Annotated in this window: 28 protein-coding genes; 16 read left to right on the forward strand and 12 right to left on the reverse strand. The window is 60.2% G+C overall.

Annotation, left to right across the window (positions count from 1 at the left end):
• Position 1 precedes the first annotated feature (1 nt).
• Positions 2–1,033 carry a LacI family DNA-binding transcriptional regulator gene (locus Q1A85_RS01760; RefSeq protein WP_299684425.1) on the reverse strand — a complete coding sequence of 344 codons (1,032 nt, stop codon included), beginning with the start codon at positions 1,031–1,033 and terminating at the stop codon, positions 2–4.
• A gap of 183 nt (positions 1,034–1,216) precedes the next feature.
• On the opposite strand from Q1A85_RS01760, the gene paaA reads away from it, so the two are divergent.
• From paaA to Q1A85_RS01835, 15 genes are all read left to right on the forward strand, one after another.
• Positions 1,217–2,194 (forward strand): 1,2-phenylacetyl-CoA epoxidase subunit PaaA, encoded by a 978-nt coding sequence (gene paaA, locus Q1A85_RS01765; RefSeq protein ID WP_299684427.1) that lies wholly within the window; start codon positions 1,217–1,219, stop codon positions 2,192–2,194.
• Positions 2,191–2,655, forward strand: coding sequence for a DUF3291 domain-containing protein (locus Q1A85_RS01770; RefSeq protein ID WP_299684429.1), 465 nt, complete (start codon positions 2,191–2,193; stop codon positions 2,653–2,655). The genes paaA and Q1A85_RS01770 overlap by 4 nt, the downstream gene beginning before the upstream one ends.
• Before the next feature lie 4 nt (positions 2,656–2,659).
• Positions 2,660–2,944: a 1,2-phenylacetyl-CoA epoxidase subunit PaaB gene (gene paaB, locus Q1A85_RS01775; protein WP_299684431.1), complete on the forward strand. Its 285-nt coding sequence runs from the start codon at positions 2,660–2,662 to the stop codon at positions 2,942–2,944.
• 20 nt (positions 2,945–2,964) lie between these two features.
• Complete coding sequence (gene paaC, locus Q1A85_RS01780; RefSeq protein WP_299686326.1) at positions 2,965–3,663, forward strand: 1,2-phenylacetyl-CoA epoxidase subunit PaaC; 699 nt, start codon at positions 2,965–2,967, stop codon at positions 3,661–3,663.
• Positions 3,657–4,124, forward strand: coding sequence for a 1,2-phenylacetyl-CoA epoxidase subunit PaaD (gene paaD / locus Q1A85_RS01785; protein ID WP_299684433.1), 468 nt, complete (start codon positions 3,657–3,659; stop codon positions 4,122–4,124). Before paaC ends, paaD begins: the two co-directional genes overlap by 7 nt.
• Entirely contained in the window at positions 4,121–5,185 is a 1,065-nt protein-coding gene (locus tag Q1A85_RS01790) for a 2Fe-2S iron-sulfur cluster-binding protein (protein ID WP_299684435.1), read from the forward strand. The genes paaD and Q1A85_RS01790 overlap by 4 nt, the downstream gene beginning before the upstream one ends.
• Before the next feature lie 12 nt (positions 5,186–5,197).
• Positions 5,198–7,213, forward strand: coding sequence for a phenylacetic acid degradation bifunctional protein PaaZ (paaZ, locus tag Q1A85_RS01795; protein WP_299684437.1), 2,016 nt, complete (start codon positions 5,198–5,200; stop codon positions 7,211–7,213).
• A complete protein-coding gene (locus tag Q1A85_RS01800) occupies positions 7,203–7,940 on the forward strand; it encodes a PaaX family transcriptional regulator C-terminal domain-containing protein (RefSeq protein ID WP_299684439.1) in 738 nt (245 codons plus the stop codon). The genes paaZ and Q1A85_RS01800 overlap by 11 nt, the downstream gene beginning before the upstream one ends.
• 42 nt (positions 7,941–7,982) lie before the next feature.
• Positions 7,983–8,597, forward strand: coding sequence for a ribonuclease D (locus Q1A85_RS01805; protein ID WP_299684441.1), 615 nt, complete (start codon positions 7,983–7,985; stop codon positions 8,595–8,597).
• Complete coding sequence (locus tag Q1A85_RS01810) at positions 8,594–9,556, forward strand: KpsF/GutQ family sugar-phosphate isomerase (protein ID WP_299684443.1); 963 nt, start codon at positions 8,594–8,596, stop codon at positions 9,554–9,556. Before Q1A85_RS01805 ends, Q1A85_RS01810 begins: the two co-directional genes overlap by 4 nt.
• 10 nt (positions 9,557–9,566) lie before the next feature.
• Positions 9,567–10,163, forward strand: coding sequence for an LPS export ABC transporter periplasmic protein LptC (gene lptC, locus Q1A85_RS01815; RefSeq protein ID WP_299684445.1), 597 nt, complete (start codon positions 9,567–9,569; stop codon positions 10,161–10,163).
• A gap of 7 nt (positions 10,164–10,170) precedes the next feature.
• Entirely contained in the window at positions 10,171–10,659 is a 489-nt protein-coding gene (gene lptA, locus Q1A85_RS01820) for a lipopolysaccharide transport periplasmic protein LptA (RefSeq protein ID WP_299684447.1), read from the forward strand.
• On the forward strand, positions 10,659–11,417 hold the full coding sequence (gene lptB, locus Q1A85_RS01825) for an LPS export ABC transporter ATP-binding protein (RefSeq protein ID WP_299684449.1): 759 nt from the start codon (positions 10,659–10,661) through the stop codon (positions 11,415–11,417). Before lptA ends, lptB begins: the two co-directional genes overlap by 1 nt.
• A 216-nt stretch (positions 11,418–11,633) precedes the next feature.
• A complete protein-coding gene (gene raiA / locus Q1A85_RS01830) occupies positions 11,634–12,197 on the forward strand; it encodes a ribosome-associated translation inhibitor RaiA (protein WP_299684451.1) in 564 nt (187 codons plus the stop codon).
• A 41-nt stretch (positions 12,198–12,238) separates the two neighbouring features.
• Positions 12,239–12,703 (forward strand): PTS sugar transporter subunit IIA, encoded by a 465-nt coding sequence (locus Q1A85_RS01835; protein WP_299684453.1) that lies wholly within the window; start codon positions 12,239–12,241, stop codon positions 12,701–12,703.
• A 16-nt stretch (positions 12,704–12,719) separates the two neighbouring features.
• Here the strand turns inward: Q1A85_RS01835 and Q1A85_RS01840 are convergent, their stop codons facing one another.
• From Q1A85_RS01840 to cysQ, 9 genes are all read right to left on the reverse strand, one after another.
• Positions 12,720–14,135, reverse strand: a complete 1,416-nt coding sequence (locus Q1A85_RS01840; protein WP_299684455.1) for a nodulation protein NodH — start codon at positions 14,133–14,135, stop codon at positions 12,720–12,722.
• 3 nt (positions 14,136–14,138) lie between these two features.
• Positions 14,139–15,836, reverse strand: a complete 1,698-nt coding sequence (locus Q1A85_RS01845; protein ID WP_299684457.1) for a beta-1,6-N-acetylglucosaminyltransferase — start codon at positions 15,834–15,836, stop codon at positions 14,139–14,141.
• The gene (locus Q1A85_RS01850) at positions 15,833–16,843 is read right to left on the reverse strand and encodes a glycosyltransferase family 2 protein (protein ID WP_299684459.1); all 1,011 of its coding nucleotides are present in this window, start codon (positions 16,841–16,843) and stop codon (positions 15,833–15,835) included. The genes Q1A85_RS01845 and Q1A85_RS01850 overlap by 4 nt, the downstream gene beginning before the upstream one ends.
• 48 nt (positions 16,844–16,891) lie before the next feature.
• Positions 16,892–18,013: a glycosyltransferase family 1 protein gene (locus Q1A85_RS01855; RefSeq protein ID WP_299684461.1), complete on the reverse strand. Its 1,122-nt coding sequence runs from the start codon at positions 18,011–18,013 to the stop codon at positions 16,892–16,894.
• A 16-nt stretch (positions 18,014–18,029) separates the two neighbouring features.
• Entirely contained in the window at positions 18,030–19,013 is a 984-nt protein-coding gene (gene galE / locus Q1A85_RS01860; RefSeq protein WP_299684463.1) for a UDP-glucose 4-epimerase GalE, read from the reverse strand.
• Positions 19,014–19,027: 14 nt separating this feature from the next.
• Positions 19,028–19,921, reverse strand: a complete 894-nt coding sequence (gene galU / locus Q1A85_RS01865) for a UTP--glucose-1-phosphate uridylyltransferase GalU (RefSeq protein WP_299684465.1) — start codon at positions 19,919–19,921, stop codon at positions 19,028–19,030.
• Between the two features lie 140 nt (positions 19,922–20,061).
• Positions 20,062–21,297, reverse strand: coding sequence for a glycosyltransferase (locus Q1A85_RS01870; RefSeq protein WP_299684467.1), 1,236 nt, complete (start codon positions 21,295–21,297; stop codon positions 20,062–20,064).
• Complete coding sequence (locus Q1A85_RS01875; protein WP_299684469.1) at positions 21,294–22,094, reverse strand: manno-octulosonate cytidylyltransferase; 801 nt, start codon at positions 22,092–22,094, stop codon at positions 21,294–21,296. The genes Q1A85_RS01870 and Q1A85_RS01875 overlap by 4 nt, the downstream gene beginning before the upstream one ends.
• The gene (gene cysQ / locus Q1A85_RS01880) at positions 22,094–22,891 is read right to left on the reverse strand and encodes a 3'(2'),5'-bisphosphate nucleotidase CysQ (RefSeq protein WP_299684471.1); all 798 of its coding nucleotides are present in this window, start codon (positions 22,889–22,891) and stop codon (positions 22,094–22,096) included. Before cysQ ends, Q1A85_RS01875 begins: the two co-directional genes overlap by 1 nt.
• A 116-nt stretch (positions 22,892–23,007) precedes the next feature.
• On the opposite strand from cysQ, the gene Q1A85_RS01885 reads away from it, so the two are divergent.
• Positions 23,008–23,832, forward strand: a complete 825-nt coding sequence (locus Q1A85_RS01885; protein ID WP_299684473.1) for an ABC transporter permease — start codon at positions 23,008–23,010, stop codon at positions 23,830–23,832.
• 179 nt (positions 23,833–24,011) lie between these two features.
• Here the strand turns inward: Q1A85_RS01885 and Q1A85_RS01890 are convergent, their stop codons facing one another.
• Positions 24,012–24,389, reverse strand: coding sequence for a hypothetical protein (locus Q1A85_RS01890; RefSeq protein WP_299684475.1), 378 nt, complete (start codon positions 24,387–24,389; stop codon positions 24,012–24,014).
• 252 nt (positions 24,390–24,641) lie between these two features.
• Positions 24,642–25,241 carry an alpha-ketoglutarate-dependent dioxygenase AlkB gene (locus Q1A85_RS01895; protein ID WP_299684477.1) on the reverse strand — a complete coding sequence of 200 codons (600 nt, stop codon included), beginning with the start codon at positions 25,239–25,241 and terminating at the stop codon, positions 24,642–24,644.
• Positions 25,242–25,350 lie beyond the last annotated feature (109 nt).

Raw genomic sequence — 25,350 nt, forward strand, 5'->3', positions numbered from 1 at the left:
ACTACGCCGAAGCCCGCAGGATCAGCCGTGCGGGAAACAGTGTTTCCGCCCGCGTGCCGGGCCTCTTACCGTTCTCGATTAGCTCGAAAAGGCTGTCCACGCTGTGCTCTGACACACGGTCATAGTCATGTGCCGCCGTCGTCAGCGCCGGGCAGGTGAACTTGGAAAACGGGTGGTCGTCATTGGATGCGACCCGCAACACGCAGTCAGCATCGCGCCCGACTTTGACACCGCGTTCGTAGCAAGCGGACAGGAATCCGATGGCCAGCCGGTCATTGCTGCACAGGATCGCGTCGGTTGGGTGATTCTTGTCTTCGAGGACCTTATGTGCCCCGCGCCGCCCGATCTCTTCGAAGGCCCAGCCTTCTCCGTCGACCTGAATCACATGCGGCTCGAATCCCAACCGCGTCATCATCTCGATATAGGCGGCGCGTCGTTTGTTGGCGTTCGGGTTGGCGGGGGTGCGCATCTCGAAAAAGCTGGGCGGCGCACCGGTGCGGGTCATGTATTCGACCGTCTGCGACACAAAGCTAAAGTTGTCGGAACCCACGAAAGCCTCGCCAATACCGTCCAGATTGCTGTCAAACAGGACGGTGGGCACGTTCTTGCAGAATTTCTCGATCTCGGCTTTGTTGCTGGCCCGTCCCAGCGGCGCAAACAATACGCCTGCCGGTTTCAGCGACTGCAACGCATCCAGAATTTCGATCTCCAGTTCCGGATTGCCGTGGGACGAAAACAGGGTGGGCCGATAGCCGGAGTCGATACACCGCTGTTCGATATTGCGCGCAATCTCGGCAAAAAACGGATCTGCAAGGTAGGGCACCACAATACCGATATTCTTGGTCAGCTTGCGGTTCTGGTTCATCGCAAAGATGTTCGGGCGGTAGTCGTATTTCTCAAGCGCCGCTTCGATCCGGGCGCGCGTGGACGCCCGCACACTGCCGGGATCGTTGAAATATTTGGAGACGGTTGGCCGCGAGATACCACTCAGCGCGGCGAACTCCTCCATGTTCTTGACCTTAACGTCGCCCATAGCGTGCAGGACCTCCCCTTTCCCAATTCTTACCGTTTCTTACCGCGCGACAAAAATCAACGCCCCGCAGGAAAGAATTGATACGTGATATGTTACGATTTTCCGCCATATTTTCGGATTTCGTAACATTTTATTTGATCTGAGCACGCCGCGCGCGTATTTTCACGGCAGGAGGAGCGGCACATGTACGCACAAATGATCAAGTCCGAGGCAACGCAGGACGACCCCGAACAGCTTGCCGCGTTTCAGGCGCGCATCGACGCGGGCGACAAGATCGAGCCGAAGGACTGGATGCCCGAAGGCTATCGCAAGACGCTGATCCGCCAGATCGGCCAACATGCCCATTCCGAAATCGTGGGCCAACTGCCCGAAGGCAACTGGATCACCCGCGCGCCCAGCCTTGAACGCAAAGCGATCCTGCTGGCCAAAGTGCAGGACGAGGCCGGTCACGGACTCTATCTCTATTGCGCCGCCGAAACGCTGGGCGTCAGCCGGGATGAACTGACCGAGATGCTGCTTGATGGTCGGATGAAGTATTCGTCCATCTTTTCCTATCCCACGTTGACATGGGCCGACATGGGTGCCGTTGGTTGGTTGGTCGATGGTGCGGCCATAATGAATCAAGTGCCGCTGCAACGAACGTCCTTTGGCCCTTATGCCCGCGCCATGGTGCGCATCTGCAAGGAAGAGTCGTTCCACCAGCGTCAGGGCTTCGACATCATGATGAAAATGGTAAACGGCACTGCGGCGCAAAAGCGTATGGCACAGGACGCGCTGAACCGGTTTTGGTACCCGTCGCTGATGATGTTCGGCCCCTCGGACAGCGACAGCGTGCATTCCGAACAGTCCATGTCGTGGAAGATCAAGATGAATTCCAACGACGAACTGCGCCAGAAATTCGTCGATCAGACCGTTCCGCAGGCCGCGTATCTTGACCTGACCGTCCCGGACCCGGACCTCAAATGGAACGAGGACAAGGGCGGATATGATTTCACCGGCCCCGACTGGTCCGAGTTCTTCGACGTTCTCAAGGGCAACGGCCCGTGTAGCACAGAGCGGATCGAGGCCCGGCAAAAAGCATGGGATGACGGCGCATGGGTCCGCGAGGCGCGTCTGGCACATGCTGCGAAAGGGCACAGTGCAAAGGTGGCCGCGGAATGAAACTTGCCGAACTGAACGTAGGCTATGCCCGCTACGCCACCGATGATCCGCGCATGGCAGAGTTTATGGACAACCTTGATCGTGTGAATGCCCTTGCCGAACGCAGCCCGGGATTTGTGTGGCGTATGAAATCCGACAGCGGCAACGCCACTGATATCTCCGTCCCCGGCGATGCCGAGATGATTGCAAACCTGTCTGTCTGGGACGATGTGACCAGTCTTGGGCACTATGTGTTCAACACGGTCCACGCCCGGTTTTACGAGAAGGGACCGAATTGGTTCGACCCGATGAAGGTGCCGCATTTCGTTATGTGGCACGTGCCCGATAACCACATCCCGACCTTGACAGAAGCAATGGACCGCTTGCGCCATCTGCAATCGCACGGCTCATCGGACCACGCCTTTGGCTGGGAATATGTCGATATGTCCGAATGGCGCCGCTGCGCCATCGCAGCGGAGTAGATTCATGTCCAATGAATGGCCCCTTTGGGAAGTGTTCATCCGTGGGCAGCACGGGCTGTCGCACCGCCATGTTGGGTCGCTGCACGCATCCGACGCCGAACACGCACTGCAAAACGCGCGCGACGTCTATACCCGCCGCAAGGAGGGCGTGAGCATCTGGGTGGTGCCTGCGGCGGACATCACCGCCTCAGCCCCCGAAGACAAAGGGTCGCTCTATGATCCGGCGGACGACAAGGTGTACCGCCACCCGACCTTTTTTGACATCCCTGACGATGTGGGGGCGATGTGAGCATCGAGGGGCTTCTCCGGATGGGCGACAGCACGCTGGTGTTGGGCCAACGGCTAAGTGCGTGGTGCGGTCACGCCCCCGCGCTCGAAGAAGACATCGCGCTGGCCAATATCGCGCTGGACCTGATCGGGCAGACGCAGTTGTGGCTGGGCCTCGCCGGTCAGCGTGAAGGAAAGGATCGCGACGCCGATACGCTCGCCTTTCACCGCGATGCATGGGATTTTCGCAACCTGCTGCTGGTCGAACAGCCCAACCGCGATTTTGGCGTGACCATGATGCGGCAGTTCCTGTTTGACACATGGCACCTTGAGGCCCTCAGGGCGCTGACACACCACACCGATGCAGACATCAGCGCCATTGCCCAAAAGGCCGTCAAAGAGGTCACGTACCACCGCGAACGTTCCACCGACACGGTCATCGCCCTTGGCGACGGCACCGAGGAAAGTCATGCGCGGATGCAATCGGCACTGGACCGGCTCTGGCCCTATGTGGGCGAAATGTTCGAGGCGGACGCAGATGACCTGACCGACATGGCCGCTCTGCGCCCGGCCTTTGATGCGCATCTTGCCGCGACACTGTCTGCGGCGACACTGACCCAACCCTCCAGCGATTTTGCTCATCTCGGTGGCAAGACAGGCGTGCGGCATACCGAACATCTGGGCCACATGCTGGCCACCATGCAGGTGCTGCCGCGCAGCTATCCGGACGCAAAATGGTGACGACCCAAGTTCCGCTCGACGACATCTGGCGCTGGCTGTCGGACGTGCCGGACCCTGAAATTCCGGTGATCTCGGTCGTGGACCTTGGCATTGTCCGTGATGTGCAATGGGACGGTGATACGCTTCGGGTCACCGTCACGCCCACCTATTCCGGTTGTCCCGCAACAGCTGTCATCGACATGGAAATTGAGGCCGCGCTGCGCGCGAAGGGTATCGAACACGTCACCCTCAAACGCCAGATCGCGCCGCCCTGGACCACCGACTGGCTCAGCGATGCGGGCCGCGCCAAGCTCGAAGCCTATGGCATCGCTCCGCCCAGGCCCGCGGGCGGGCCCGCCCGCTGTCCCCGCTGCCATGCAACGACGGTGGAGCGGATAAGCCAGTTCGGTTCGACCCCCTGCAAGGCACAATGGCGCTGCAAGGACTGTCTGGAACCCTTTGACTACTTCAAATGCATATGAGCCAGTTTCACCCCCTCACCGTCACCGACATTCATCACACAATCCGCGATGCCGTCGTGCTGACCCTGCAACCGGACGACCCTGAGGCCTTTCGTTTTACCCAAGGCCAGTACCTGACCTTTCGGCAGGATTTTGACGGCACCCAATTGCGCCGCAACTATTCTATCTGTTCGGGCGTGGATGACGGGACCTTGCAGGTGGGGATCAAGATGGTCGAAGGCGGCGCGTTCTCGACCTATGCCAACACCGAACTGCAAGTGGGTGACGTGCTGCACGCGATGCCGCCCATGGGCACGTTTGGCGCACCCATCGAACCTGACAAGGCCAAACATTACCTTGGCTTTGCCGGTGGGTCGGGCGTCACGCCGGTCCTGTCGATCCTGCGCACCGTCCTGACCCGAGAACCGCTCAGCCAGTTTACACTGGTCTATGCCAACCGGGCCGTCCACACGGTCATGTTTCGCGAGGAACTGGAGGACCTCAAGAACCGGTTTATGGGGCGGCTGACGCTGGTTCACGTGTTGGAATCCGGTCAGGATATCGACCTCTTTTCCGGTCGTATTGATCAGGACAAATGTGCCGCCCTGTTCCGGTCGTGGATCAATATTGCGGATGTAGACGTCGCCCTGATCTGTGGGCCCGAACCAATGATGATGGCGATCAACGAAAGCCTGCTTGCCCACGGCTTGCGCAAGGATCAGATCAAGTTCGAACTGTTTGGCGCCAGCCAAGAGGGGCTGTTGGCCCGCAAGGCCGCGCGCAAGACGCAAACCGGACCGCAGGGCACCGTGGCACAGATCACCATCGACGGCACCACCCATACGGTCGAAATGACCCGCGATATGTCCATCCTTGAGGCCGCACTCGCCCAAAACCTTGACGCGCCACACGCCTGCCGCGCGGGCGTGTGTTCAACCTGCAAGGCCAAGGTGACGACGGGCGATTGCGAGATGCTGATCAACCACGCGCTGGAAGATTACGAGGTAGAAGCGGGCTTTGTCCTGACCTGCCAATGCTACCCTTTGGGCGACCGCTTGGTCGTCGACTACGATCAGCACTGAGGGAGAACCACGATGCGTCAGGTGCACAGTTTCGCTGCCGGAGAATGGGTGCGCCCCGGCCCCGGCGCACGTCCGATCGAAAGCGCGATCACTGGCCAAATCATCGCCGAGGCCGGCAACGATCAGCTGGACGTCGCCGCCATGCGCGACCACGCCCGGAGCCGGGGAGGGCCTGCCCTGCGCGCGATGAGCTTTCACGAACGGGCGCGTATGCTCAAGGCGCTGGCCTTGCACATCAAAGAACACAAACAAACGCTCTACGATCTCAGCTTTGACACCGGGGCCACGCAGTCCGATCACCTGATCGACGTGGATGGCGGCATTGGGACGATGCTGGTCTACGCGTCCAAGGGTCGCCGCGAGATGCCGGACGGGCATGTCTACCTTGATGGTCCGCCCGAACAGCTGGGCCGCGCCGGGCAATTCCATGGGCGGCACATCTACACCCCGCTGCAAGGGGTGGCGGTGCATATCAACGCTTTTAACTTTCCGGTCTGGGGAATGCTGGAAAAACTGGCGCCAACCCTGCTGGGTGGGATGCCCGCAATCATCAAACCCGCGACCGCAACCAGCTATGTCACCGAGGCGTGCGTGCGGATAATGCTGGATAGCGGGCTGTTGCCCGAAGGCGCGCTGCAATTGATCTGTGGCGGCGTGGGCGATCTGCTGGACCGGCTGGACTGTCAGGATGTCGTGACCTTTACCGGGTCCGCCGCCACCGGGCTGACCTTGCGCGGCCACCCTAATCTGCTGGCACAAGGCGTCCGGTTCACCGCAGAACAAGACAGCCTCAACGCCAGCGTGCTCGGCCCCGACGCCACACCGGACACGCCCGAATTCGACCTGTTCGCCAAGGAAGTCACGCGCGAGATGACCGCGAAGGCGGGACAAAAATGCACGGCAATCCGGCGCATCATGGTGCCAGAGGCGCATCTTCCGGCAATCACAAAGTCCATTCAGGACCGTTTGGAACGTATCGCCGTTGGTGACCCGCGCAATCCCGACAGCCGCATGGGCGCGCTTGTCTCTCAGGCGCAGAAACGCGACGTGATGGACAAGGCGGCGCTGATCGGTGGAGAGGCACAGCGGGTCTTTGGCGACCCGGACAATTTTGCCATGACAGGCCAACCCGGGGCCTATGTGCCCCCGATGCTTTTTCACTGCGCCGACCCTGATGCCGCGCAGCATATTCACCAGACGGAAGCGTTTGGTCCAGTGGCGACGGTGATGCCCTACCGCGATCTGGAACACGCGAGCGCGCTGCTGAACCGGGGCGACGGATCGTTGGTGGCGTCGATCATCACCCATGACCCGCATGTCGCCCGCAACATCACAATGGCCGCCGCCGCGTTTCATGGGCGGCTCTATTTTAACAACCACGACAGCATGGCCGAGGCCACCGGCCACGGCGCGCCCTTGCCACATATGACCCACGGCGGTCCCGGACGCGCGGGCGGCGGAGAAGAGCTTGGCGGTATCCGCGCCGTCCTCCACTACATGCAGCGCACGTCGGTCCAGGGCACGCCCGACATCCTCACCGCCATTGGCAAACACTGGGTGCCCGGCGCAGTCCAAACCACGGACAAGCCGCACCCCTTTACGCGCGCCTTTGGTGATATCGCCCTAGGCGACACATTGGTCAGCCCCGCCCGCACCGTTACGCTGGACGATATCGAAACCTTCGCCCATTTCACCGGCGACACTTTTTATGCTCACATGGATGACGACGCCGCCCGCGCGAACCCGTTTTTCCCCGGACGTGTGGCGCATGGCTATCTGCTGCTCAGCTTTGCCGCCGGTTTGTTTGTGCAGCCGGACCCCGGACCGGTTCTGGCCAATACCGGCCTCGACAATCTGCGCTTTCTCCAGCCGGTCAGTCCGGGCGACAGCATCCACGTACACCTGACGGTCAAGGCTAAGACCCCTCGCAATGAAGACTACGGAGAGGTACGGTGGCATGTCGCCATCCTCAATCAGGACGACACGCCCGTGGCCGAATACGAATTGCTGACCATGAATGCCTTCTGATCCCTACCACGAGGCCATTGCCCGCCTGACCGTTCTGGGCCCGTTGCGGGTCTGGTCCCTGCTTGTCACTGTGTTCGGCGATCTCGCGCCCGACGATGCGCTGGACGGACCGACGTTGTCGGCCATCCTGTCCGAAATCGGTATCAAGCCCGAAGCGTCCCGCGTGGCATTGCACAGGCTGCGCGCAGACGGCTGGATTACGTCGGAAAAGACCGGGCGCACCAGCCGCCACCGGCTGAGCGTCAAGGGTCGCGCCGACAGTGACGCGGCCCGACCCCGCATCTATGCAGCCGCGTCGGACATGCCCGTCCACTTTGCCTTGATGCCGGACGGCAAGGTGCCTGACCCTGAACATTATGCCCCCATCTCGCCCCGCCTGTTTGTTGCCGCCGCGTCCACCCCACCACCGGGTGACGCGCTGATCCTGAACGGGGACGCAGTGCCGCGTTGGCTGCGCACGACCGCCGAGACGGAGGACCTGCGCACAGGTTACGCCGCGCTTCATGATGCACTGTCAGACCTCAATTTGCCCGACGCGCAGTCCCTTGGGCCACTGCGCGTTGCTGTCATCCGCGTCCTGATCGTGCACGCGTGGCGACGGCTGGCGCTCAAACATCCGATGCTGCCCCGCGCGCTGTATTCGGACGCGTGGCGTGGCCACGACTGCCGGACACAGGTGATGGACCATTTGGCGCAACTGCCGCGGCCCGCGTTGAACGACATTTAATCCACGGCTTTCCCCGCATCATCCACCGCGTTATAGCGGGGCATGACGAACCACCTGCACATCTCCGACCTGCCCGATGATCTTGACCTAGGACCTATGGTTGCCATTGATTGCGAAACCATGGGCCTGCACCCGCACCGCGACCGGTTGTGTGTTGTGCAGCTTAGCGCCGGGGACGGCGATGCGCATATGGTGCAGATCAAACCGGGTCAGACTGAGGCACCAAACCTATGCAGGCTGCTGACCGATCCCAATGTGCTCAAGCTGTTCCATTTTGGCCGGTTTGACATCGCCGCGATGCAAAATGCATTTGGTGCCGTCACCGCTCCGGTTTACTGCACCAAGATCGCCAGCCGCCTCGTGCGGACCTACACCGACCGCCACGGTCTCAAGAATTTGTTGCAGGAATTGCTGGGCGTCGACATCTCCAAGCAGCAACAATCAAGCGACTGGGGCGCCGATACACTGACCGACGCTCAACTGGCATACGCCGCCTCGGACGTGCTGTACCTGCACCAATTGCGGGATGCGCTGAACGACATGCTGCTGCGTGAAGGACGGATGGACATGGCACAGGCGTGTTTCGACTTTTTGCCAATGCGGGCGCATCTGGACCTCGCCGGGTGGCCCGAAACCGATATCTTTGCCCATTCATGAGCGGCGATTTCCTTGATACCGCGCGGGCCGTTATCCACGCCGAAGCGCAAGCGCTGGAAACCCTGTCTGCGACACTCGATGACAGCTTTACCGCTGCGGTGGAGTTGCTGCTGAACGCCAAGGGTCGCGTGATCGTGTCGGGGATTGGCAAGTCCGGCCACATCGCGCGCAAAATCGCCGCGACGCTCGCCAGCACGGGAACACCCGCGCAATTTGTCCACCCCGCCGAGGCCAACCATGGCGATCTGGGAATGCTCACGCGCGACGATGTCGTGCTGGCCATTTCCAATTCGGGCGAGGCACCGGAACTGGCAGGCGTGATCAGCTTTTCCCGTCGCGTGAACATCCCGCTGATCGGCATGACCAAGGCACCGGACAGCACGCTTGGCACGCAATCGGACGTGGTCCTGCGTCTGCCTGATCTGGGCGAGGCCTGCGGCACCGGTGTGGTGCCGACAAATTCCACCACGATGACCCTCGCGATGGGCGATGCGCTGGCTGTGGCGCTGATGAAGCATCGCAGCTTTACCGCCGAACACTTTCGCGACTTCCATCCCGGCGGCAAGCTGGGCGCGCAATTGGCCCGCGTCTCGGACCTCATGCACAAGGGTGATGCGATGCCATTGGTGTCGCTCGACACGCCCATGCCCGACGCCCTGATCGAGATCAGCCGGAAAAGCCTGGGCGTCGTTGGCGTGCTGGATGACGCCGGGGCGCTGGCAGGAATTGTCACCGATGGCGACCTGCGGCGGCACATGGATGGGCTGCTGAACTTGAAAGCGGCGGATGTGATGACCACTTCCCCTACAACAATTGCGCCCGGCGCGCTGGCCCAAGAGGCCGTTGCCACCATGAACGCGCGCAAGATCACATGCGTGTTTGCCGTTGATGAGAATGGCACGGGCGCGCCGCAGGGTATCCTGCACATCCACGACTGCCTACGGGTCGGGCTGGGCTAAAGGACATGAAATGGACCGCTATTCGCGATTTGTGGCCTGGCTCAAGGTCCTGCTGCCGTTAACGGCGCTTGCGCTGCTGTCGACGCTTTTCCTGTTGTCGCGCAACACCGACCCGGTGGCCACAGTTCCCTTTGCCGATGATGAATTGCTGGACCGGGTGCGTGATGAGCAGATCACCGGCCCCTTCTTTTCCGGCACGACGACGGATGGCGACCGCGTGTCGGTCGCTGCGGGCACAATGCGCACCGGGTTGGGCAAAGCCAGCACGGTTGAGGATCTTTCGGCCCAGATCGACATGTTGTCGGGTACACGGATCATCCTGTTTTCCGACTCAGGCGCTTTCGACATGTCCAACGCGCAATCGAACCTGACGGGCAATGTCGTCATAACCACATCGACCGGGTTCAAAATGACAACCGATTCCCTGAATGCTGATTTCGACACCATGCGGGTCGAAGCCCCACAACCGGTGACTGCAAACAGCCCATTCGGGACGCTCAACGCCGGACAAATGCGTATGGAAAAGCGTGGCGCGGGCGAAAATGCCCATTTGATTTTCACAGACGGGGTGAAACTGGTATATGACCCCACGAACCTGGAAGAGTGATTTACACGTGACCTATTTGCGGCTTTTGGCCATTGCCTTCGTCCTATGCGCTGCGGCGCCCGTTTCTGCCCAAGGCACGTCCGTTGCGTTCGGCGCGATCCAGCAGGATACCTCCGCCCCGGTTGAAGTCACCGCAGACGAACTGGCCGTCGATCAGGCATCCGGCGCGGCGACTTTTACCGGTAATGTGGTCATCGGTCAGGGCGAGATGCGGCTGTCCGCGCCGCGCGTGCTTGTGATCTACAGCCAAGGTCAGGCGGGCATCGAACGGCTTGAGGCGACGGGGGGCGTTACGCTGGTTTCCGGTCCCGATGCGGCTGAAGGACAGCGCGCAGATTACAATGTCGCAGACGGCGTGATCGTGATGAGCGGAGATGTCCTTCTGGCCCAAGGGCAAAGCGCGCTCAGCGCGGACCGCATGACCGTGAACCTTGATGATGGGACCGCGCGGATGCAGGGCCGGGTCAAAACGATTCTGCAAACCGGCAACAACTGATGCCCAAAGCTGACCTCAAGATTGCTGGCGGCGGCGCGGGCTTGCAGATATCGCATCTGCGCAAATCCTACCGCAAAAAACTGGTGATCCGCGATTTTTCGATGGAACTGAGCCGTGGCGAAGTGGTGGCGCTGCTTGGCCCCAACGGATCAGGCAAAACAACGACGTTCTACGCCGTGGCGGGCCTCGTGACGCCCGAAGGCGGAAAGGTCATGCTGGACGGCACCGATGTCACCAGCCTGCCAATGTATCGCCGCGCGCAGATGGGCATTGGGTATCTGCCGCAGGAAATGAGCATTTTCCGCGGCCTGAGCGTCGAGGACAACATTCTCGCCATTCTCGACATCACCGAGCGCAATCGCCACAAGCGCCGCGAACGGCTTGAGGAATTGCTGAGCGAATTTTCCATCGAACACCTGCGCCGCGCCCCTGCGCTGGCCTTGTCCGGGGGTGAACGCCGCCGGGTCGAAATTGCCCGGTCACTGGCGGCTAATCCGAAATATCTGCTGCTGGACGAACCGTTTGCCGGGGTGGACCCAATTTCGGTCGGTGATATCCGCAACCTTGTTGCCGACCTGAAAACACGGGGCATCGGGGTGTTGATCACGGACCATAACGTCCGGGAAACGCTCGAGATTGTGGACCGCGCCTATATCTTGCATGACGGTCAGGTTCTGATGTCCGGCACACCCCAAGATGTTGTGCAAAACGAAAATGTGCGCCGTGTCTACCTTGGCGAAAACTTCCGCATTTCATGACAGATGCGCGGAAATGCGCGTCCGCTTTTCATTGACAGGTGCCTGCGTTTTGGCGTGCAATGGGGCATGGCTTTTGCGCGGATCCATCCTGTCGGCCTTCAACTTATGTCCAACCGGACAGACCACGCACACGCCCTCCCGACCAACTGAACGTGCAATCTCGCTACCACTATAGCGGGAAAAGTGTCATGTTGGCGGTCCAAAGAAGGAGACGGCATGCAATACCAAATCAGCGGCAAACAAATCGATATCGGCGAAGCGCTGCAAACCCATGTGCGCAACGATCTTGGCACGGTGGTCGAAAAATACGCAGAGCGCCCGACAAACGCGCAAGTGGTCTTTTCCAAGTCCGCGCATGAATTTGTCTGCGAGGCGACGGTCCACCTGTCGACGGGCCTGACGGCGCAGGCCAAGGCCCATGCCACTGAAATCTATGCCGCTTTTGATGCTTGTTCTGAAAAGATGGAAAAGCAGCTGCGCCGCTACAAGCGGCGTCTTAAGGACCATCACAAGGAACGCGTACAGCCGGTTGAACTCTCTGGCGCGGCCTCGTATATCCTCGCCTCCGACGCAGGTGCCGAGGAATCAGAGCCCGAAAGCCTGCAACCTATGATCGTGGCCGAGATGGAGACCAAGATACCGTCCCTGTCTGTTGGCGAGGCGGTCATGCAAATGGAGTTGGCCGGAGCGCCCGTTTTGGTGTTCCGCAATGAGGGTAAAGACGGGCTGAACGTGGTATACCGTCGGGACGACGGCAATATCGGTTGGATTGATCCGTAACAGAACCGGCGCCAAGACAGCGCGCCAGCAGAGCGAGCAGAATGAACTTTGAAACTCTTCTGAAGCCGGAGGCCGTGAAGGTCGTCACATCGGCAACGTCCAAGAAACGATTGCTGCACGAAGTCGGCGATCTGATGGAGGTTGCCTATGGCGTGACCGGCGGGCTGGTCGTCGAGGCGCTTTTGGCGCGCGAAGCGTTGGGACCGACAGGTGTGGGGCATGGGGTGGCTTTGCCCCATGCACGACTTGACGGAATCAACGACGTGATGGGTGCCTTTGTCCTGCTGGACAAGCCTATCGATTTTGACTCGGTTGATCGTCAGCCGGTCGACATCGCCTTTGCCCTCTTCGCACCAGAAGAGGCTGGCGTAGAACACCTCAAGGCGCTGGCCTTGGTGTCCCGCACCCTGCGCGATTCGAGCATTTGCGGAAAGCTGCGCGCCAACCCCGATGCCTCGACCCTGTACACGATCCTGAGCCAAGCGCAGTCTGCACAGGCTGCCTGATCCGCGCGGTTCCCGTCTAGCTGTCTTGCCAGTCGGTGAACCCGAAGGTCACATAATCCCGCGCGTAGGCGTTTCGCGCCAGTTTCTCGACTTCGGCATCATAAATATCAGCGAGCATATAGGGCGTGTCGGCAGGTTGCGGGGGCAGGTCGGGCAACCCGTCCGCACCCAGCGCTTGCAAGCCGGCCCCGATGTCCGTGTCACGGATCACGACATCCGGGACGGCAAATTCCGCAAATCCTTCAAGCGTCTTGCTTTGCGTGGCCCAGTCGGGATCCACACGGATGGCTGTTTGCCCGGCAAGGTTCGCCTTGAGGAATTGCAGGTACGCCACAAACGCGGCGCGATGCGCAGCCTTGTCATATCCTGCATCCTGCGGATCATCTGGCAGGGGCAGCTTGTACCGTCGGATCAACGTCGCCCGGATACCGCCATATCCCCCCTTGCCCGTGTTGAGGATGCGCGTGCAGAACACATGATGCGCCCGCGCCAGCGGATGCCGCAACACGGAAAACCGACGGTGCCCGGGATGCGCGCGCATCCAGTCGCGCAGATTGCCCTGGGACAGCTTTGTTTCGGTTGTGCTACCAGCCGCCATGTCGATGCCATTTAACCATGCGACAATCCGGTCCTCCGGCCCACCGCGCACCGGCAGATACACCAGACCCGCCGCACCGCTTGCATGATAGGTGGGCACGGCGGCCCCCCGGCGCGGTTCGAAATTTGGTGTGCGGGTCAGGTTGAAGCGGTCCAGCGCACCCAGCGCCGCCTGCATTTGGCTAAAATTGCTCACCTTGTCGGCGAGCGACGCGGGGTTCTGCACCTTGAGCGTCTTGTCCAACGCCTCAAGCCGTGCGTCGATACCCAACCACGCCGCGAGGCCGTTCATCACGTCCACATTTTGCAAATCTTCGTACGCCACGTAAAACGCGGTCTGTCCGGACACCTGTAGCCGGTTCAACAGCGTTGTCTGAAACGCCTGCAAAGCGTCCAGATGAGCTGTGAATTCTTCGGGCACAAACGATGCCTTGCCGTCCTTGCGCGCCTTGGCATCCGTCAGTTTCCATTGGCCAGTGGCCTGCGCGATCTTCCACGACACATAGCTGTCCACCGGGTTGCGGGTCAGAACAACCTTAGCGCATTTGCGGTCATCCATGACGGTGTCGAACACCCGCGGATCGTGATCGTGAAAATAGCGGAAGCCGCTTAGCTCGGGTGTTTGTTTCAGCGCGCGCAGCAATTGCATCGGGTCGCTATCGCGTGCCTCTTGGGTCAATCCGAGCAATTCCGCCCGGTCCGGGTATCCAGGGAAATGCGGGTTGAACGCCTCTCCGTGGCAGGCAAGCCCATCGAATGCGTTCAGATTGGTTTCCAGAAAATTGGAGCCTGTCCGCATCTCGGCAAACACGACGAAATGATCGAACTGCGCCATCTGCTATCGCACCAGATACGGTTTGCGCGGCGAAGCCTGGGTCGGTTCAGGCCCAAGCGCAACGGGGAAATCGCCCATCAAATATGGGTGCATCCCCTGATTCTTGAGGTTTTGCAGGAACTGGCCGAACCCGGTCAAATCCACCATCTTGGGCACTTCGGACAGGCGGCGCATCTGGGTGTGCCCAATCTCGTCCAGAATGCCCTGCAACGGCTCCATCGGAGCTTCGATAAATTCGGCCATGGTCCAGATGCGAATGCGCGCCTTGGCATAAGGCGACCGCAGCACATCCAAATGCTCGCTTTCGATCTTTTGCAGACGCGCGGCCTCTTTGCGGATGTCCATAAAGTTCATGTTGGACCGGAACAGCGGCACCGCCCACGCCCCCGAAATCACCGAAATCTGGGCGTTTGGGTCTTTTGACATGCGCCAGATCACGTCCTGATTGTCCGCCGGGCCAAACTGGAAACACTGACGTTCGCCGCGGGTATTCCAGATCAGATTGGTCAGAAACGCATTGGCGTTATAGTCCCGCGCTTTGGCGCTGTCGCCAATAGCGCCATTTAGCGTGGTTTGACCGTCCGCGTATTCCACGCGCTCGGGCGAAAACAGATGCCCGTGCACCCGTGAACCTGTCGCCTTGCCCAGCCACGATTCGAAGTTCTCAAAAATTTCGGAAAAGCCTTGGAACACAGAATAGGGCGCAGCCGTCACCCCGTTTTCCCAATCCTCATTCGGAAACCGGCTTTGCATATACAGGCCCGGCCTGCCGCGCGTCCGACGCTCAACCGCTTTGGCAAAGATGCGGTCGATCTTGCCCGGATTGGGCTCAGTGCGTTTCATCGCACCCGCAGGATCGGTCAGGAACGCTTCGTAAAGTCGGTTGGCATGGGGCCAAATCTTGCGCGCCACAAAGCAGTCGGACCGGCGCAGCAATTGCAGGTGATCGTCGTAGAAAATATGCGGCTTGCCCTGAAAATCGAACTTGGACAGGGTCAGCGACCGGCTTTCGATGTTGGTCGAAAACTGCCGTGCGAGCGTTTGATAATAGCTTTCGTCCGGGATCCACACATGACGAAAATAAGCGTCGTATTCGCGCCGGTCCGGGCCTTGCAAGATAGCGGTCAGCGTTTGCCGGGTTAGGCACCACCACTGGCTGCCCATGTGCGGAACCAACCCGTTGGGGATACGGCGTTTGAACCCCAATCGCCGTTGCAGGGCCACGAATTTGTCAAACAGGAACCGCTGACGTTTCCACGAGAATGGGAACCGCATGGTAAACCGTTCTTCATCCAGCCCACCAACAGTCCACGGCACATCCGCCGTCGTCGCACTTTCGATAAAGTCGGTGCGCGGTCGGTCGGCGAGGTAGTCAATCAACTCATCCACAGGACGCAACGGCAGGCACGATCCGGAGGCAAGGTAGACATGACGCACATCGTCGAACGTCCGCAGCATCAATTCGGACGCCGTCTGGCTTGCGGCAACAATGCCCCACGTGCCCCACTCGCAGCGGAACCGTTTAGAAAAGATCACCGCAGGCACATCCGACAGTGCTTCGGTGAATTTGACATAGGTCTTTCGCGGTACATTGGCATCCACGTGGATCACCACGGGGCACCCGCCTTCAGCCCAATGGCGGGCGGCTTGTTCGGCGCGGCCCAAAGCTGTGTGGACCAGCATGACAATCCCGACGGTCATGCCCAGTTCCCTTTGGACATGAGACCCAGAATTTCCAATTGCCGCCAGTTGATGTACTTTTCAGACCACTTGCACCACAGATCCGGGTCATCCCGCATCGTTTCGGCATAGGCCCGATATTCCACAGAAGCCGAATAATGCTGTTTGCGCGTCAACTCTTCGGCAGCTTTGGCGGTGAATGTGTCAAGGAATTTGGCGTGCAGCAGAACGCCCGACGCTTTTTCGCCGCCCCACTCGTCATAGACCTGATTGAGCCCACGCGGCAGCAGCATATGCGTGGACGACACATAGGCATAGCGGCGATCCCATTTGACCAGCGGTATCTTGTTCAGCGCCGGCGCCTTGGCCGGTTGATCTGCAAAGAACATGCGCGCCCGCGGGCCACCTTGAATCCATAGATTGCCGAACCGCTTGTTGCGCGCAATTGTGTAATTTCCGCTGTCAAACCAACTGGCAATCTCAATCGGATCCTGCCCGGACTGATACGGCTGTTCATCCAGCCGCCCCTTGGGATACATGTCGAGCAGCATTGCAGAAAACGACCGGATCGACGATGCATCCAGCCAGTCTGTTAACGCCCGCAGGGGGCGCGTGTCGCAGAATGGGTAGATCAGAAACTCATCCGGGTCGACCGTCAGTGACCAATGCCCATGGGCATAGCGCATCTGCAACCAATTCAGCCAATCCACTCCGAATCGCGACCGCTTGTAACTGGCCTTCGTGCTCCAGACGGACACGTCCGGTTGCGCAGCAAGGTAATCGGCGGACCCATCGGTGCTGTCATTGTCCACGATCAGGAAATGATTGATGCCCTGATCCCGGTAGTATTGCAGGAAATATGGAAGGCGCACCGCCTCATTGCGGATGGTGGAAAAGCACAGCAAATCAAGCGGACGGATTTCCGCAGTACGGTCCACCTCGCGCTTCAATTCACGTCGCTTGCGGACCGCACGAATGCGCCACCGCTTGCGCTGAAGCCTCAGTCGATATGACTGCCAAGCGCCCAAATTCGCCCGTCCTTTACCCGCCGCTACCTACGGCCCGCGTCACGCCTATCAGGTCACCCTTAACACAGTCTTGAAATGCGCGTCCCAAGTGGGTGGAACAAACTGTGCGCCGGGCGCTTGTGATGGTGTTCTTTTGGCCAAAGCCTCAATTTTCTTTTTCCACAGATAGCGGTCTGTGGCGTTTGCGTAAATGGGAATGTTCCCAAGGACTTCGTGGAAGACAGGCAGGTCATTGGCGACCACGGGCACACCGCGGGCGGCCGCTTCCATCGCGGGCAGGCCGTAACCTTCGCCGTGGGACGGAAAAAGCAGGCCGTGTGATCCTTGCATCAGGGCGGCAATTGCGCCGTCTGACAGACCATGCGCCACACGCACCGGCCCGTCTGGCGGCAATGCATCGAGCCGGGCAAACACGTCTTCGTTTTTCCAGCCGCGATTGCCTGCGATCACCAGGCCCGGTGCATCCGCACCCCAATCTTCCCACAGATCAAGCAGCAGCGCGTGGTTCTTTCGCGGCTCAATGGTGCCCACGCAGACGAAATAAGGACGCCGTGGCACGGTCCCTTGGGGGATATCACCCGACTCTGCCACAGCCACCTCTGTTCCCAAATGCGCAACAATTGTCGGCGGCGCGTCGGGCAGGTGGGCGGCCAGACGCGTCTGCGTATCGACCGAGTTGCAGAGGATGAGATCCGCATGACGCCCCACGCGGGTCAGCATATTGGCAAAGGCTTTGGCAACGCCATCCCGTTGATATTGCGGAAAATCCACCGGGATCAGGTCATGGATCATGACACACACGCGCGCATCCACTGCGGCCTTGATCGTCGTCAGCACACGCTGCGTGAGGTTTGAATGGCCCACGTTCAGATACGCCACACCGGGCGGCAGCTTGCGCCGCAGCATCCGGCCCAGCAGCGGTGGCGGAGCGCGGCCAATCGCCAGCCTTCGCGCTTTTGACCAAGCAGGCCCATCCTCACCACCAGCCAATCGCGCTTCCATCCGGGCGAGGCCGGTCTGATCCAGCAACAGATAGCCATATCGCGTCCGGATCAGGCCAAACACCGGAACCGGGTCGGCCAAGAGCGCCCGCAAATAGGCGAGCTCGACCCGGTCGACACCGGTCAGAACCCGACCCGCCCGGCGCATCAGCCGGGTGATATCCAGCACACGTGCCGGGGCCGGGTTATTTGTCGTAATGGCCAGTTTGATGCCATCTCCAAGCGTCGGTGATCATAGTTTCGAGCGTCGAACGTGTGGGCGTCCAGCCCAGCTCTGCTTCGGCACGGGTCGAGCCTGACACAAGCTTGGTACAATCCCCAGGACGCCGATCACCGTCGACATACGGCACCGCTTGGTTCGTGACGGCGCGCGAATGGTCAATCACCTCGCGCACGGAAAAGCCTGAACCCGTCCCAAGGTTAAACACGCGGCTGCCCTTGCCGTCCTGCAACCAATTCAACCCAAGTACATGCGCATCCACCAGATCGCACACATGCACATAGTCGCGGATACAGGTGCCGTCGGGGGTGGGATAATCGGTGCCATAGACAGTCAGCGCGTCCCGCTTGCCCGCTATTGCGTCCAGCATCAGCGGAATCAGATGCGTCTCTGGCTGGTGAAATTCGCCCACCTCGCCGTCGGGGTCGGCACCGGCCACGTTGAAGTAGCGGAAGATCACATGGCGCAGGCCATATGCCGCCTCAAAGTCGCGCAGGATGTCTTCGATCGCGCGTTTGGACGCGCCATAGGCGTTGATGGGGTATTGTGCACTGTTTTCGTCCAGCACCACGTTGTCCTGATCGCCATAGGTCGCGCAGGTCGAGCTAAACACGAAATCCATACAGCCTGCTGCCACCGCCGCCTCGATCAGAGTCAGCGATCCTTCGACATTGTTGCGCCAGTATTTGCCGGGGTTCGACATGCTCTCGCCCACTTGGCTGAGCGCGGCGAAATGCATGACTGCCACCGGCTGATATTCAGCAAACACGGCATCCAGACGCGCGCGGTCCAGCAGATTGCCTTGGGCAAACGGCCCAAACTTGACCGCGTCCGCCCAGCCAGTTTCCAGATTGTCGAAAGTCACGGGGGTGTGGCCCGCGTCGCGCAAGGCCTTGCAGGCGTGCGAGCCGATATAGCCCGCTCCGCCTGTCACCAGTACATTTGCCAAAGGTCGGTCCCGCCTTATTCCGCCGCGTTGTCCATCGCCACGACATCCCGGATATACCCCAACAGGTCGTCGCGCAGCTCTTCACGCGCCAGACCAAAGGAAACGGTCGCTTGCAAGAACCCCGATTTGGACCCGCAGTCGAATCGCTGACCGCGGAAACGGTAGCCATATACGCCCGTCTCGCCACCGATCTCGCGGGCAATCGCGTCGGTCAACTGAATCTCGCCGCCCGCGCCCGCCTTCATCTGGTTAAGGGATCGCAAAACAGACGGGTTCAGGATGTAGCGGCCAATCACGGCAAGGTTTGACGGCGCTTCGTCGGCGGGGGGCTTTTCGACCATCCCCTTGACCTGCACCATCTGACCCATGTCGTTCTCGATATCGAGCACACCGTAGGACGATGCCTTTTCCGGCGGCACTTCCATGGCGGCCACGACGTTTCCGCCGGTTTCCTCATAAGCCTCGACCATCTGCGCGAGGCAGGGTTTTTCCGCGGCAATCACGTCGTCCGGCAGAATCACGGCAAAGGGTTCGTTGGCGATCAGGCGCCGTGCGCACCACACCGCATGGCCAAGGCCCAGCGCCTTGTGCTGGCGGACATAGGCAATCGCGCCGCTGTCCATGTTCGTATCCTTGAGCGTTTCAAGAAGCTCGGTCTTGCCCTTCTTGCGCAGCTCTTGTTCGAGCGTCGGCGCAAGGTCGAAATAATCCTCAAGCGCACCTTTCCCGCGCGACGTGACAAAAATGAATTCCTTGATTCCGGCAGCGCGCGCCTCGTCAATGGCATATTGGATCAATGGGCGGTCCACCAAGGTCATAATCTCCTTGGGCACCGATTTTGTAGCTGGCAGAAAACGTGTTCCCAAACCTGCTACTGGAAAAATGGCTTTCGTTAACTTCTTTCGCATGGTCTTTCCCCGCGTCTGAACTGATGAGCACCAGGGTGCCGTTCGCTGTGCCCTTACTAGTTCGGGCATTGTGTCGAATAAACGTCGTACACGTCAAATTTTTGCAGGAAAGGGGAACTGTTGCGTTAACGCGCCAAAATTTATAGCGAAATCAGACGCTGTTGCGCGACACGCAGCACTTCGCGACGCACCCGACTGCGGAATGACTGGAATCGCACCAGTGCTGCGTCCCGCTCTGATCGGCCCCACAATCCGCCCCGCTGTTCCCAATATCCGGCGGGCATGAAGCTGACGCGGTGGTATAGCGCGGTTGGCGACAGCAGGATCAGCGTCACGCGCTCACCTTGCTCGGCGCGTTGTGCCGCCTCGCGCCGCAAGCGGGCGCGCTGCCAACTGCGGCCTGTCAGCACGACCCCTGCACCGGTGCGCACCGGCATGGCGCGAAAAGCCGACACGGCGCTGGCAGACACCTGCGCCCCACCCCGGTGCCGCGCCAGCCCCTGACCATAGCCCTGATCCAGCCGCCGCATCAGGCGGCGCACGTCACCGGGTTCCAACCGCCCAGCAACCACATGCGAGACAAGGCGCCGACGTTCGGCCAGCCGGAGGGGGTGCCAATGGTCCAGCCGCTCACGCTCGGGGATGTACTTGCGCTGAAACACGGCCCAACTGGCGCCGATGTCGAACAGATCGCGCGGCACACGGTCGGGCCGCCGCCGCGGGCTGGCCTGATACCCGTGATGCACCTCGGCCATGGGCACAATCGCCGTCGCGTGCCCCGCGCGCATGATCCGCAGGTTCAGATCGGTTTCATCAAGAAAGAAGGCAAAGCCGGGGTCAAAGCCTTCCAGCGTCACCAGAATATCGCGGCGCACCGCCATATTGGTGCCTTCGGTTTTGATCGCCCGCCCGCCCTTGGGTCTGAACACCGTCACCCGGCTGTGATTGACGTCCACGGGTTCCGATACGCCACGCGCATCAATGCTCCGCGCCTCCCATTGGTAGGAAATCCCGTTCCGCGCCCGCACAAAACCACCCGCACAGGCCACCTCGGGCTTGTCGAAGGGACGGATCAGATAGGTCAGCCAACTTGGCTCTGGCACTGCATCATCGTCGATAAAGGCTACGACTTCGCCCGCTGCATGACTGATGCCAAGATTGCGCGCCTGCGAAATATTGGCCCGCTCGAACAGCACAGTCTTGAGGTTGTCCGCAAACGGCATCTCCTGTGCTGCGGCGACGCCCGCCGCATCGGCGACCACAACCACCTCGAACTGAGGGTATTGCAGCTGCGCCACCCCTTCGAGGCAACGCTTCAACGCCTCCGGCCTGTCGCGGCTGACCACCACAACGCTGACCGGCAGCGGTTCGCTCATGCCAGGCCCATCTCGGCCATCATCGCCTCAATCTTGGGCACGTCTGACGGGTTGTTCAGCTCCCAGAACTGCCGCCCACGCGCGTCCACCTCGACACACAGCACCTGGCGCCCGTTTTCGAGGAACCGCAATTGCTCCAACCCTTCGAGCGTTTCCAGCGGGCCCGTAAGCCAAGACGGATAGGCCGCCAATGTATCAGGCCGGTAGGCATAGACACCAACGTGGTGGAAAACCGGCGTGTCATCCGACGCGGCATAGGTCTGACCGGTGAACGGCACCACTTCCTTGGAAAAGTACAGCGCACGCCCGCCAGTCCCAAAGACGGCGGTTGTCCCGCCCACACGCCCGGCTTTGCGATCGTCAAGAAACCCATTCAGCGTCGCGCCGTCACAGCGCAAAACCGGCGTCGCAATCTCTGCCTCGGGCGCAGCGCGCAAGCCGTCCACCAGCGCCTCAATGAACCATGGCGGCGTTAGGGGCGCGTCGCCTTGCAGGTTGACCACGATGTCGTATCCGCCGCCCAGCGCCGTATTCGCCTCGGCACAGCGTTCTGTTCCATTGGCGCAGCTTTCCGAAGTCATCACAACCTCTGCCCCGAAACCTGTGCAGGCATCGGCAATCCGGTTGTCATCCGTCGCAACCACCACGCGGTCAACCCCGGCCACGTCACGCGCGGCATCCCAGCTTCGCCGGATCAGCGTCCGCGCCACGCCTGTGGCCCCGGTCAGGTTCACCAGCGGCTTGCCCGGATAGCGCTGCGACGCATAGCGCGCCGGGATCACCACCAGAACCGACATCAGCTGTCTTTCAGATCGACGCCCGGCGCGTAGGCGATAAAGAATGGGTTGGCGTAACCGTCTTTTCCGTAGGCAAGCGGGGTGAGGTCGTCAAACCGCACCACGGCCCCCCCGGCCCCCGACAACACCGCGTGCCCCGCAGCGGTATCCCATTCCATCGTGCGGCCCAGACGCGGATACAAATCCGCCTCTCCCGTTGCCACCAGACAGAACTTGAGGGACGAACCCGCGCTTTTCATGTCCTTCACGGCGTATTTGTTGATGTAATCATCCGTGGCCTGATCCCGGTGCGATTTCGACGCCACAACCATCAACGCGTCATTGTCGCTGTCGGCCACCTTCATCGGCGTCACATCACCCATCTGCGCGGCATCAAACGGGCCGGTTTCCTCGACCGACTGGCCATCCGCCTGCGTCAGAAACATCCGTCCCTTTGCGGGCGCATAAACCACACCGCGCGTTGGCACGCCGCCCTCGACCAAGGCAATGTTCACCGTGAAATCGCCGCGGCGATGCACAAATTCCTTGGTCCCGTCGAGCGGGTCGACGATCAGGAAGGTATCGCCAGTCGTGTCGTGTGTGGCCGCCTGCTCTTCGGTGACGAGCATCACATCGGGAAACGCCGCGCGCAGTCCTGCCGAAATCAAAGCATCCGCCGCCTCGTCCGCTGCCGTCACTGGGCTGTCATCCGACTTCGACTTCACCTCGAAATCGTCGCTTTCATAGATTTCCATAATCTTGTCGCCCGCCTCGATCGCCAGACGGCGGATCACCGGGATCAACTGCTCGTAATTCATGGTTTTGCCTTCCCATGTGGATTTGTTGAAATAGACTGTCGGGTCCCTTATGCTGCGGCACTAACGGATCGGCAAGAAATCCGTGCGACTATCGCGCATCCGAGGCATCAGACCGCATGTTCACGTCTTCACGCAAGCCACAAACCAACCTTGGCTCAGCTCTTGCCATGTTCGAAGTGATCTATCACTCGATCGTGCGCAGCGTGCGGAAATCACACAACAATGCCTTTATCGCGATCCTGACGAACATGCTTCAGGTCATCATATTCGTCATGGCGTTCTACGTGATGTTTTCGGTGCTTGGCCTGCGGGGTGCCGCAATTCGCGGGGACTTTTTGCTGTACATTATGTCGGGCATTTTTCTGTTCCTGACACATACGAAATCGCTGGGTGCCGTCGTCGGATCAGAAGGACCGGCAAGCCCGATGATGCAGCACGCGCCGATGAACACCATCGTGTCGATCCTCTCCGCAGCCTTTGGCGCGCTATACGTACAGGTGCTGTCGCTGGCAGTGATCCTGTTCATCTACCACGTCGCATTCACGCCGGTTGTCGTCGACCAACCCTTTCCCGCCTTTGGAATGCTGCTGATCGCATGGTTCACCGGCTGCGCGTTGGGCGTGGTTCTTCTGGCGCTCAAACCGTGGTTTCCCACGGCGGTTGGTATCTTTTCCACGATCTACCAGCGGGCCAATATGATCGCGTCGGGCAAAATGTTCGTGGCCAATTCCCTGCCCAGCTTTATGCTGGCGATGTTCGACTGGAACCCTCTGTTTCACGCAATTGACCAGTCGCGGGGCTATGTCTTTATCAACTACAACCCGCGCTATTCCAGTTGGGAATACGCATGGTGGGTGGGCGTCATTCTGATCATGGTGGGCCTCATGGGCGAGTTTTACACCCGCCGCCATGCCTCCATCAGTTGGAGCGCGCGGCGCTAAGCGCATGTACGGTTTTTCTGACGGAGTCGACGCCAGACAAAACGATACAGACATGCGGACCAAGATGCTTGCTCTGTATCTGCCCTGACATGCGATGCCGAAGACCGCGTCACCCTGCAACACACGCAACCAGACAAAAAAAGACCCGCCAAAATGGCGGGCCTTTTCGGTGATCGGTCTTAGTCGATCAGCAGGATGCGGGCCGTCTCGTTCGGGTCAGCGGTGCCCGACAGGCTCACGTCCAGTTCAGCTTCGGTCGCTTGCAGGACCAGACGGTCGTCGGAGAACAGCACTTTGCCCTCTTCTGCGACCACAAACACGGTCTCGTTGTCAATGTTCGACGAGTTGGCTGTGTCGATGATGAACGTCGCTTCGGCACCATCCAGATCAACGTCGGTCAGCACACCAAACAGCTTGCCGTCGCTGGTGTAGACTTCGGACCCGTTGGCAGCTTGCATCGTGGTCACGTCGTCAAACGAAAATGTCGTCGCGAACGCAGCCGGGGCAGCGATGGTCAGGGCAGCAGCAGTTGCAGCAGCGATAGTAAAGCGTTTCATTGTGTTCTCCTTTCGAATTCAGTTACGGATCATCAATGCTTGGCGGCAAATTCCGTTCCCTGAAAACGTGCCAAAATATCAAAAAATATCTGCCAAAATTTGCGGAACAAAACGGACGGAAAAACGTTCGCGCGCCCGGACTTTCTTACCGACCACAACCGACCACAACAGCGTGGATTGTGTGCTGGCGATCACTCCGACACCGGCGTGACGTGGTCGCAATACCAACCCCATCGCGCATATTCGTGGTCCTCATCTGACCACGCGGCAGGTCAGATTGATGCGCCCGCCCTTGGGCAACAATGACGACGACCCAAACCGGATACGGTCGACCCCGTGATAGGTCAGCCGCGCATCGCCCCCCATCACCACCACATCCCCGGATTCCAGCCACAGCGATTCCGTCTTGCCGCCGCGCGTCGTGTTCCCGATCCGGAACAACCCCGCATCACCGAGGCTCACCGACAGCACAGGCCACGAAAAATCAGCCTCGTCGCGGTCCTGATGCATCCCCATCCGCGCGCCTTCGCCGTAAAAGTTGATCAGGCAGCAGTCGGGATCGCGGTCCAACCCCGTCAACCCGCGCCACACGTCGAGGATCGCCTGCGGAATCGCAGGCCACGACCCGCCGCCGGGATGCGTCTCGGCATACCTGTATCCCGACCTGCCCGAATACCACCCCACAGACCCTGCCGAAGTCATCCGCACGCTCATCGGCTTGCCGTAAGGCGTGTCCGGCGAAAACAACGGCGCGGCCGCCACAACGTCGCGAATATCGGCCACCAGATCACCTTGCGCAGCGGCATCCAGATACCCTTTGTGGATGTCAAATCCGCGAACAGAGAGCTTCATGCACCTTTCCAGTCAATTTTAGCGACATTTTTGCCCCACACACGCCAATCGCAACGGTTGCAGCGCCATTCCACCCTCCTTATATACGCCGCAGCGCGCGGGACAGCCC

The organism is uncultured Tateyamaria sp. (genome assembly GCF_947503385.1).
Lineage (GTDB): Bacteria > Pseudomonadota > Alphaproteobacteria > Rhodobacterales > Rhodobacteraceae > Tateyamaria.

Excerpts from the sequence above, each read along its gene's own strand:
- Q1A85_RS01760 (WP_299684425.1), bottom strand. The coding sequence starts at position 1,033 with ATGGGCGACGTTAAGGTCAAGAACATGGAGGAGTTCGCCGCGCTGAGT.
- paaA (WP_299684427.1), top strand. The coding sequence starts at position 1,217 with ATGTACGCACAAATGATCAAGTCCGAGGCAACGCAGGACGACCCCGAA.
- Q1A85_RS01770 (WP_299684429.1), top strand. The coding sequence starts at position 2,191 with ATGAAACTTGCCGAACTGAACGTAGGCTATGCCCGCTACGCCACCGAT.
- paaB (WP_299684431.1), top strand. The coding sequence starts at position 2,660 with ATGTCCAATGAATGGCCCCTTTGGGAAGTGTTCATCCGTGGGCAGCAC.
- paaC (WP_299686326.1), top strand. The coding sequence starts at position 2,965 with ATGGGCGACAGCACGCTGGTGTTGGGCCAACGGCTAAGTGCGTGGTGC.
- paaD (WP_299684433.1), top strand. The coding sequence starts at position 3,657 with ATGGTGACGACCCAAGTTCCGCTCGACGACATCTGGCGCTGGCTGTCG.
- Q1A85_RS01790 (WP_299684435.1), top strand. The coding sequence starts at position 4,121 with ATGAGCCAGTTTCACCCCCTCACCGTCACCGACATTCATCACACAATC.
- paaZ (WP_299684437.1), top strand. The coding sequence starts at position 5,198 with ATGCGTCAGGTGCACAGTTTCGCTGCCGGAGAATGGGTGCGCCCCGGC.
- Q1A85_RS01800 (WP_299684439.1), top strand. The coding sequence starts at position 7,203 with ATGCCTTCTGATCCCTACCACGAGGCCATTGCCCGCCTGACCGTTCTG.
- Q1A85_RS01805 (WP_299684441.1), top strand. The coding sequence starts at position 7,983 with ATGACGAACCACCTGCACATCTCCGACCTGCCCGATGATCTTGACCTA.
- Q1A85_RS01810 (WP_299684443.1), top strand. The coding sequence starts at position 8,594 with ATGAGCGGCGATTTCCTTGATACCGCGCGGGCCGTTATCCACGCCGAA.
- lptC (WP_299684445.1), top strand. The coding sequence starts at position 9,567 with ATGGACCGCTATTCGCGATTTGTGGCCTGGCTCAAGGTCCTGCTGCCG.
- lptB (WP_299684449.1), top strand. The coding sequence starts at position 10,659 with ATGCCCAAAGCTGACCTCAAGATTGCTGGCGGCGGCGCGGGCTTGCAG.
- raiA (WP_299684451.1), top strand. The coding sequence starts at position 11,634 with ATGCAATACCAAATCAGCGGCAAACAAATCGATATCGGCGAAGCGCTG.
- Q1A85_RS01835 (WP_299684453.1), top strand. The coding sequence starts at position 12,239 with ATGAACTTTGAAACTCTTCTGAAGCCGGAGGCCGTGAAGGTCGTCACA.
- Q1A85_RS01840 (WP_299684455.1), bottom strand. The coding sequence starts at position 14,135 with ATGGCGCAGTTCGATCATTTCGTCGTGTTTGCCGAGATGCGGACAGGC.
- Q1A85_RS01845 (WP_299684457.1), bottom strand. The coding sequence starts at position 15,836 with ATGACCGTCGGGATTGTCATGCTGGTCCACACAGCTTTGGGCCGCGCC.
- galU (WP_299684465.1), bottom strand. The coding sequence starts at position 19,921 with ATGCGAAAGAAGTTAACGAAAGCCATTTTTCCAGTAGCAGGTTTGGGA.
- Q1A85_RS01870 (WP_299684467.1), bottom strand. The coding sequence starts at position 21,297 with ATGAGCGAACCGCTGCCGGTCAGCGTTGTGGTGGTCAGCCGCGACAGG.
- Q1A85_RS01875 (WP_299684469.1), bottom strand. The coding sequence starts at position 22,094 with ATGTCGGTTCTGGTGGTGATCCCGGCGCGCTATGCGTCGCAGCGCTAT.
- cysQ (WP_299684471.1), bottom strand. The coding sequence starts at position 22,891 with ATGAATTACGAGCAGTTGATCCCGGTGATCCGCCGTCTGGCGATCGAG.
- Q1A85_RS01885 (WP_299684473.1), top strand. The coding sequence starts at position 23,008 with ATGTTCACGTCTTCACGCAAGCCACAAACCAACCTTGGCTCAGCTCTT.
- Q1A85_RS01890 (WP_299684475.1), bottom strand. The coding sequence starts at position 24,389 with ATGAAACGCTTTACTATCGCTGCTGCAACTGCTGCTGCCCTGACCATC.
- Q1A85_RS01895 (WP_299684477.1), bottom strand. The coding sequence starts at position 25,241 with ATGAAGCTCTCTGTTCGCGGATTTGACATCCACAAAGGGTATCTGGAT.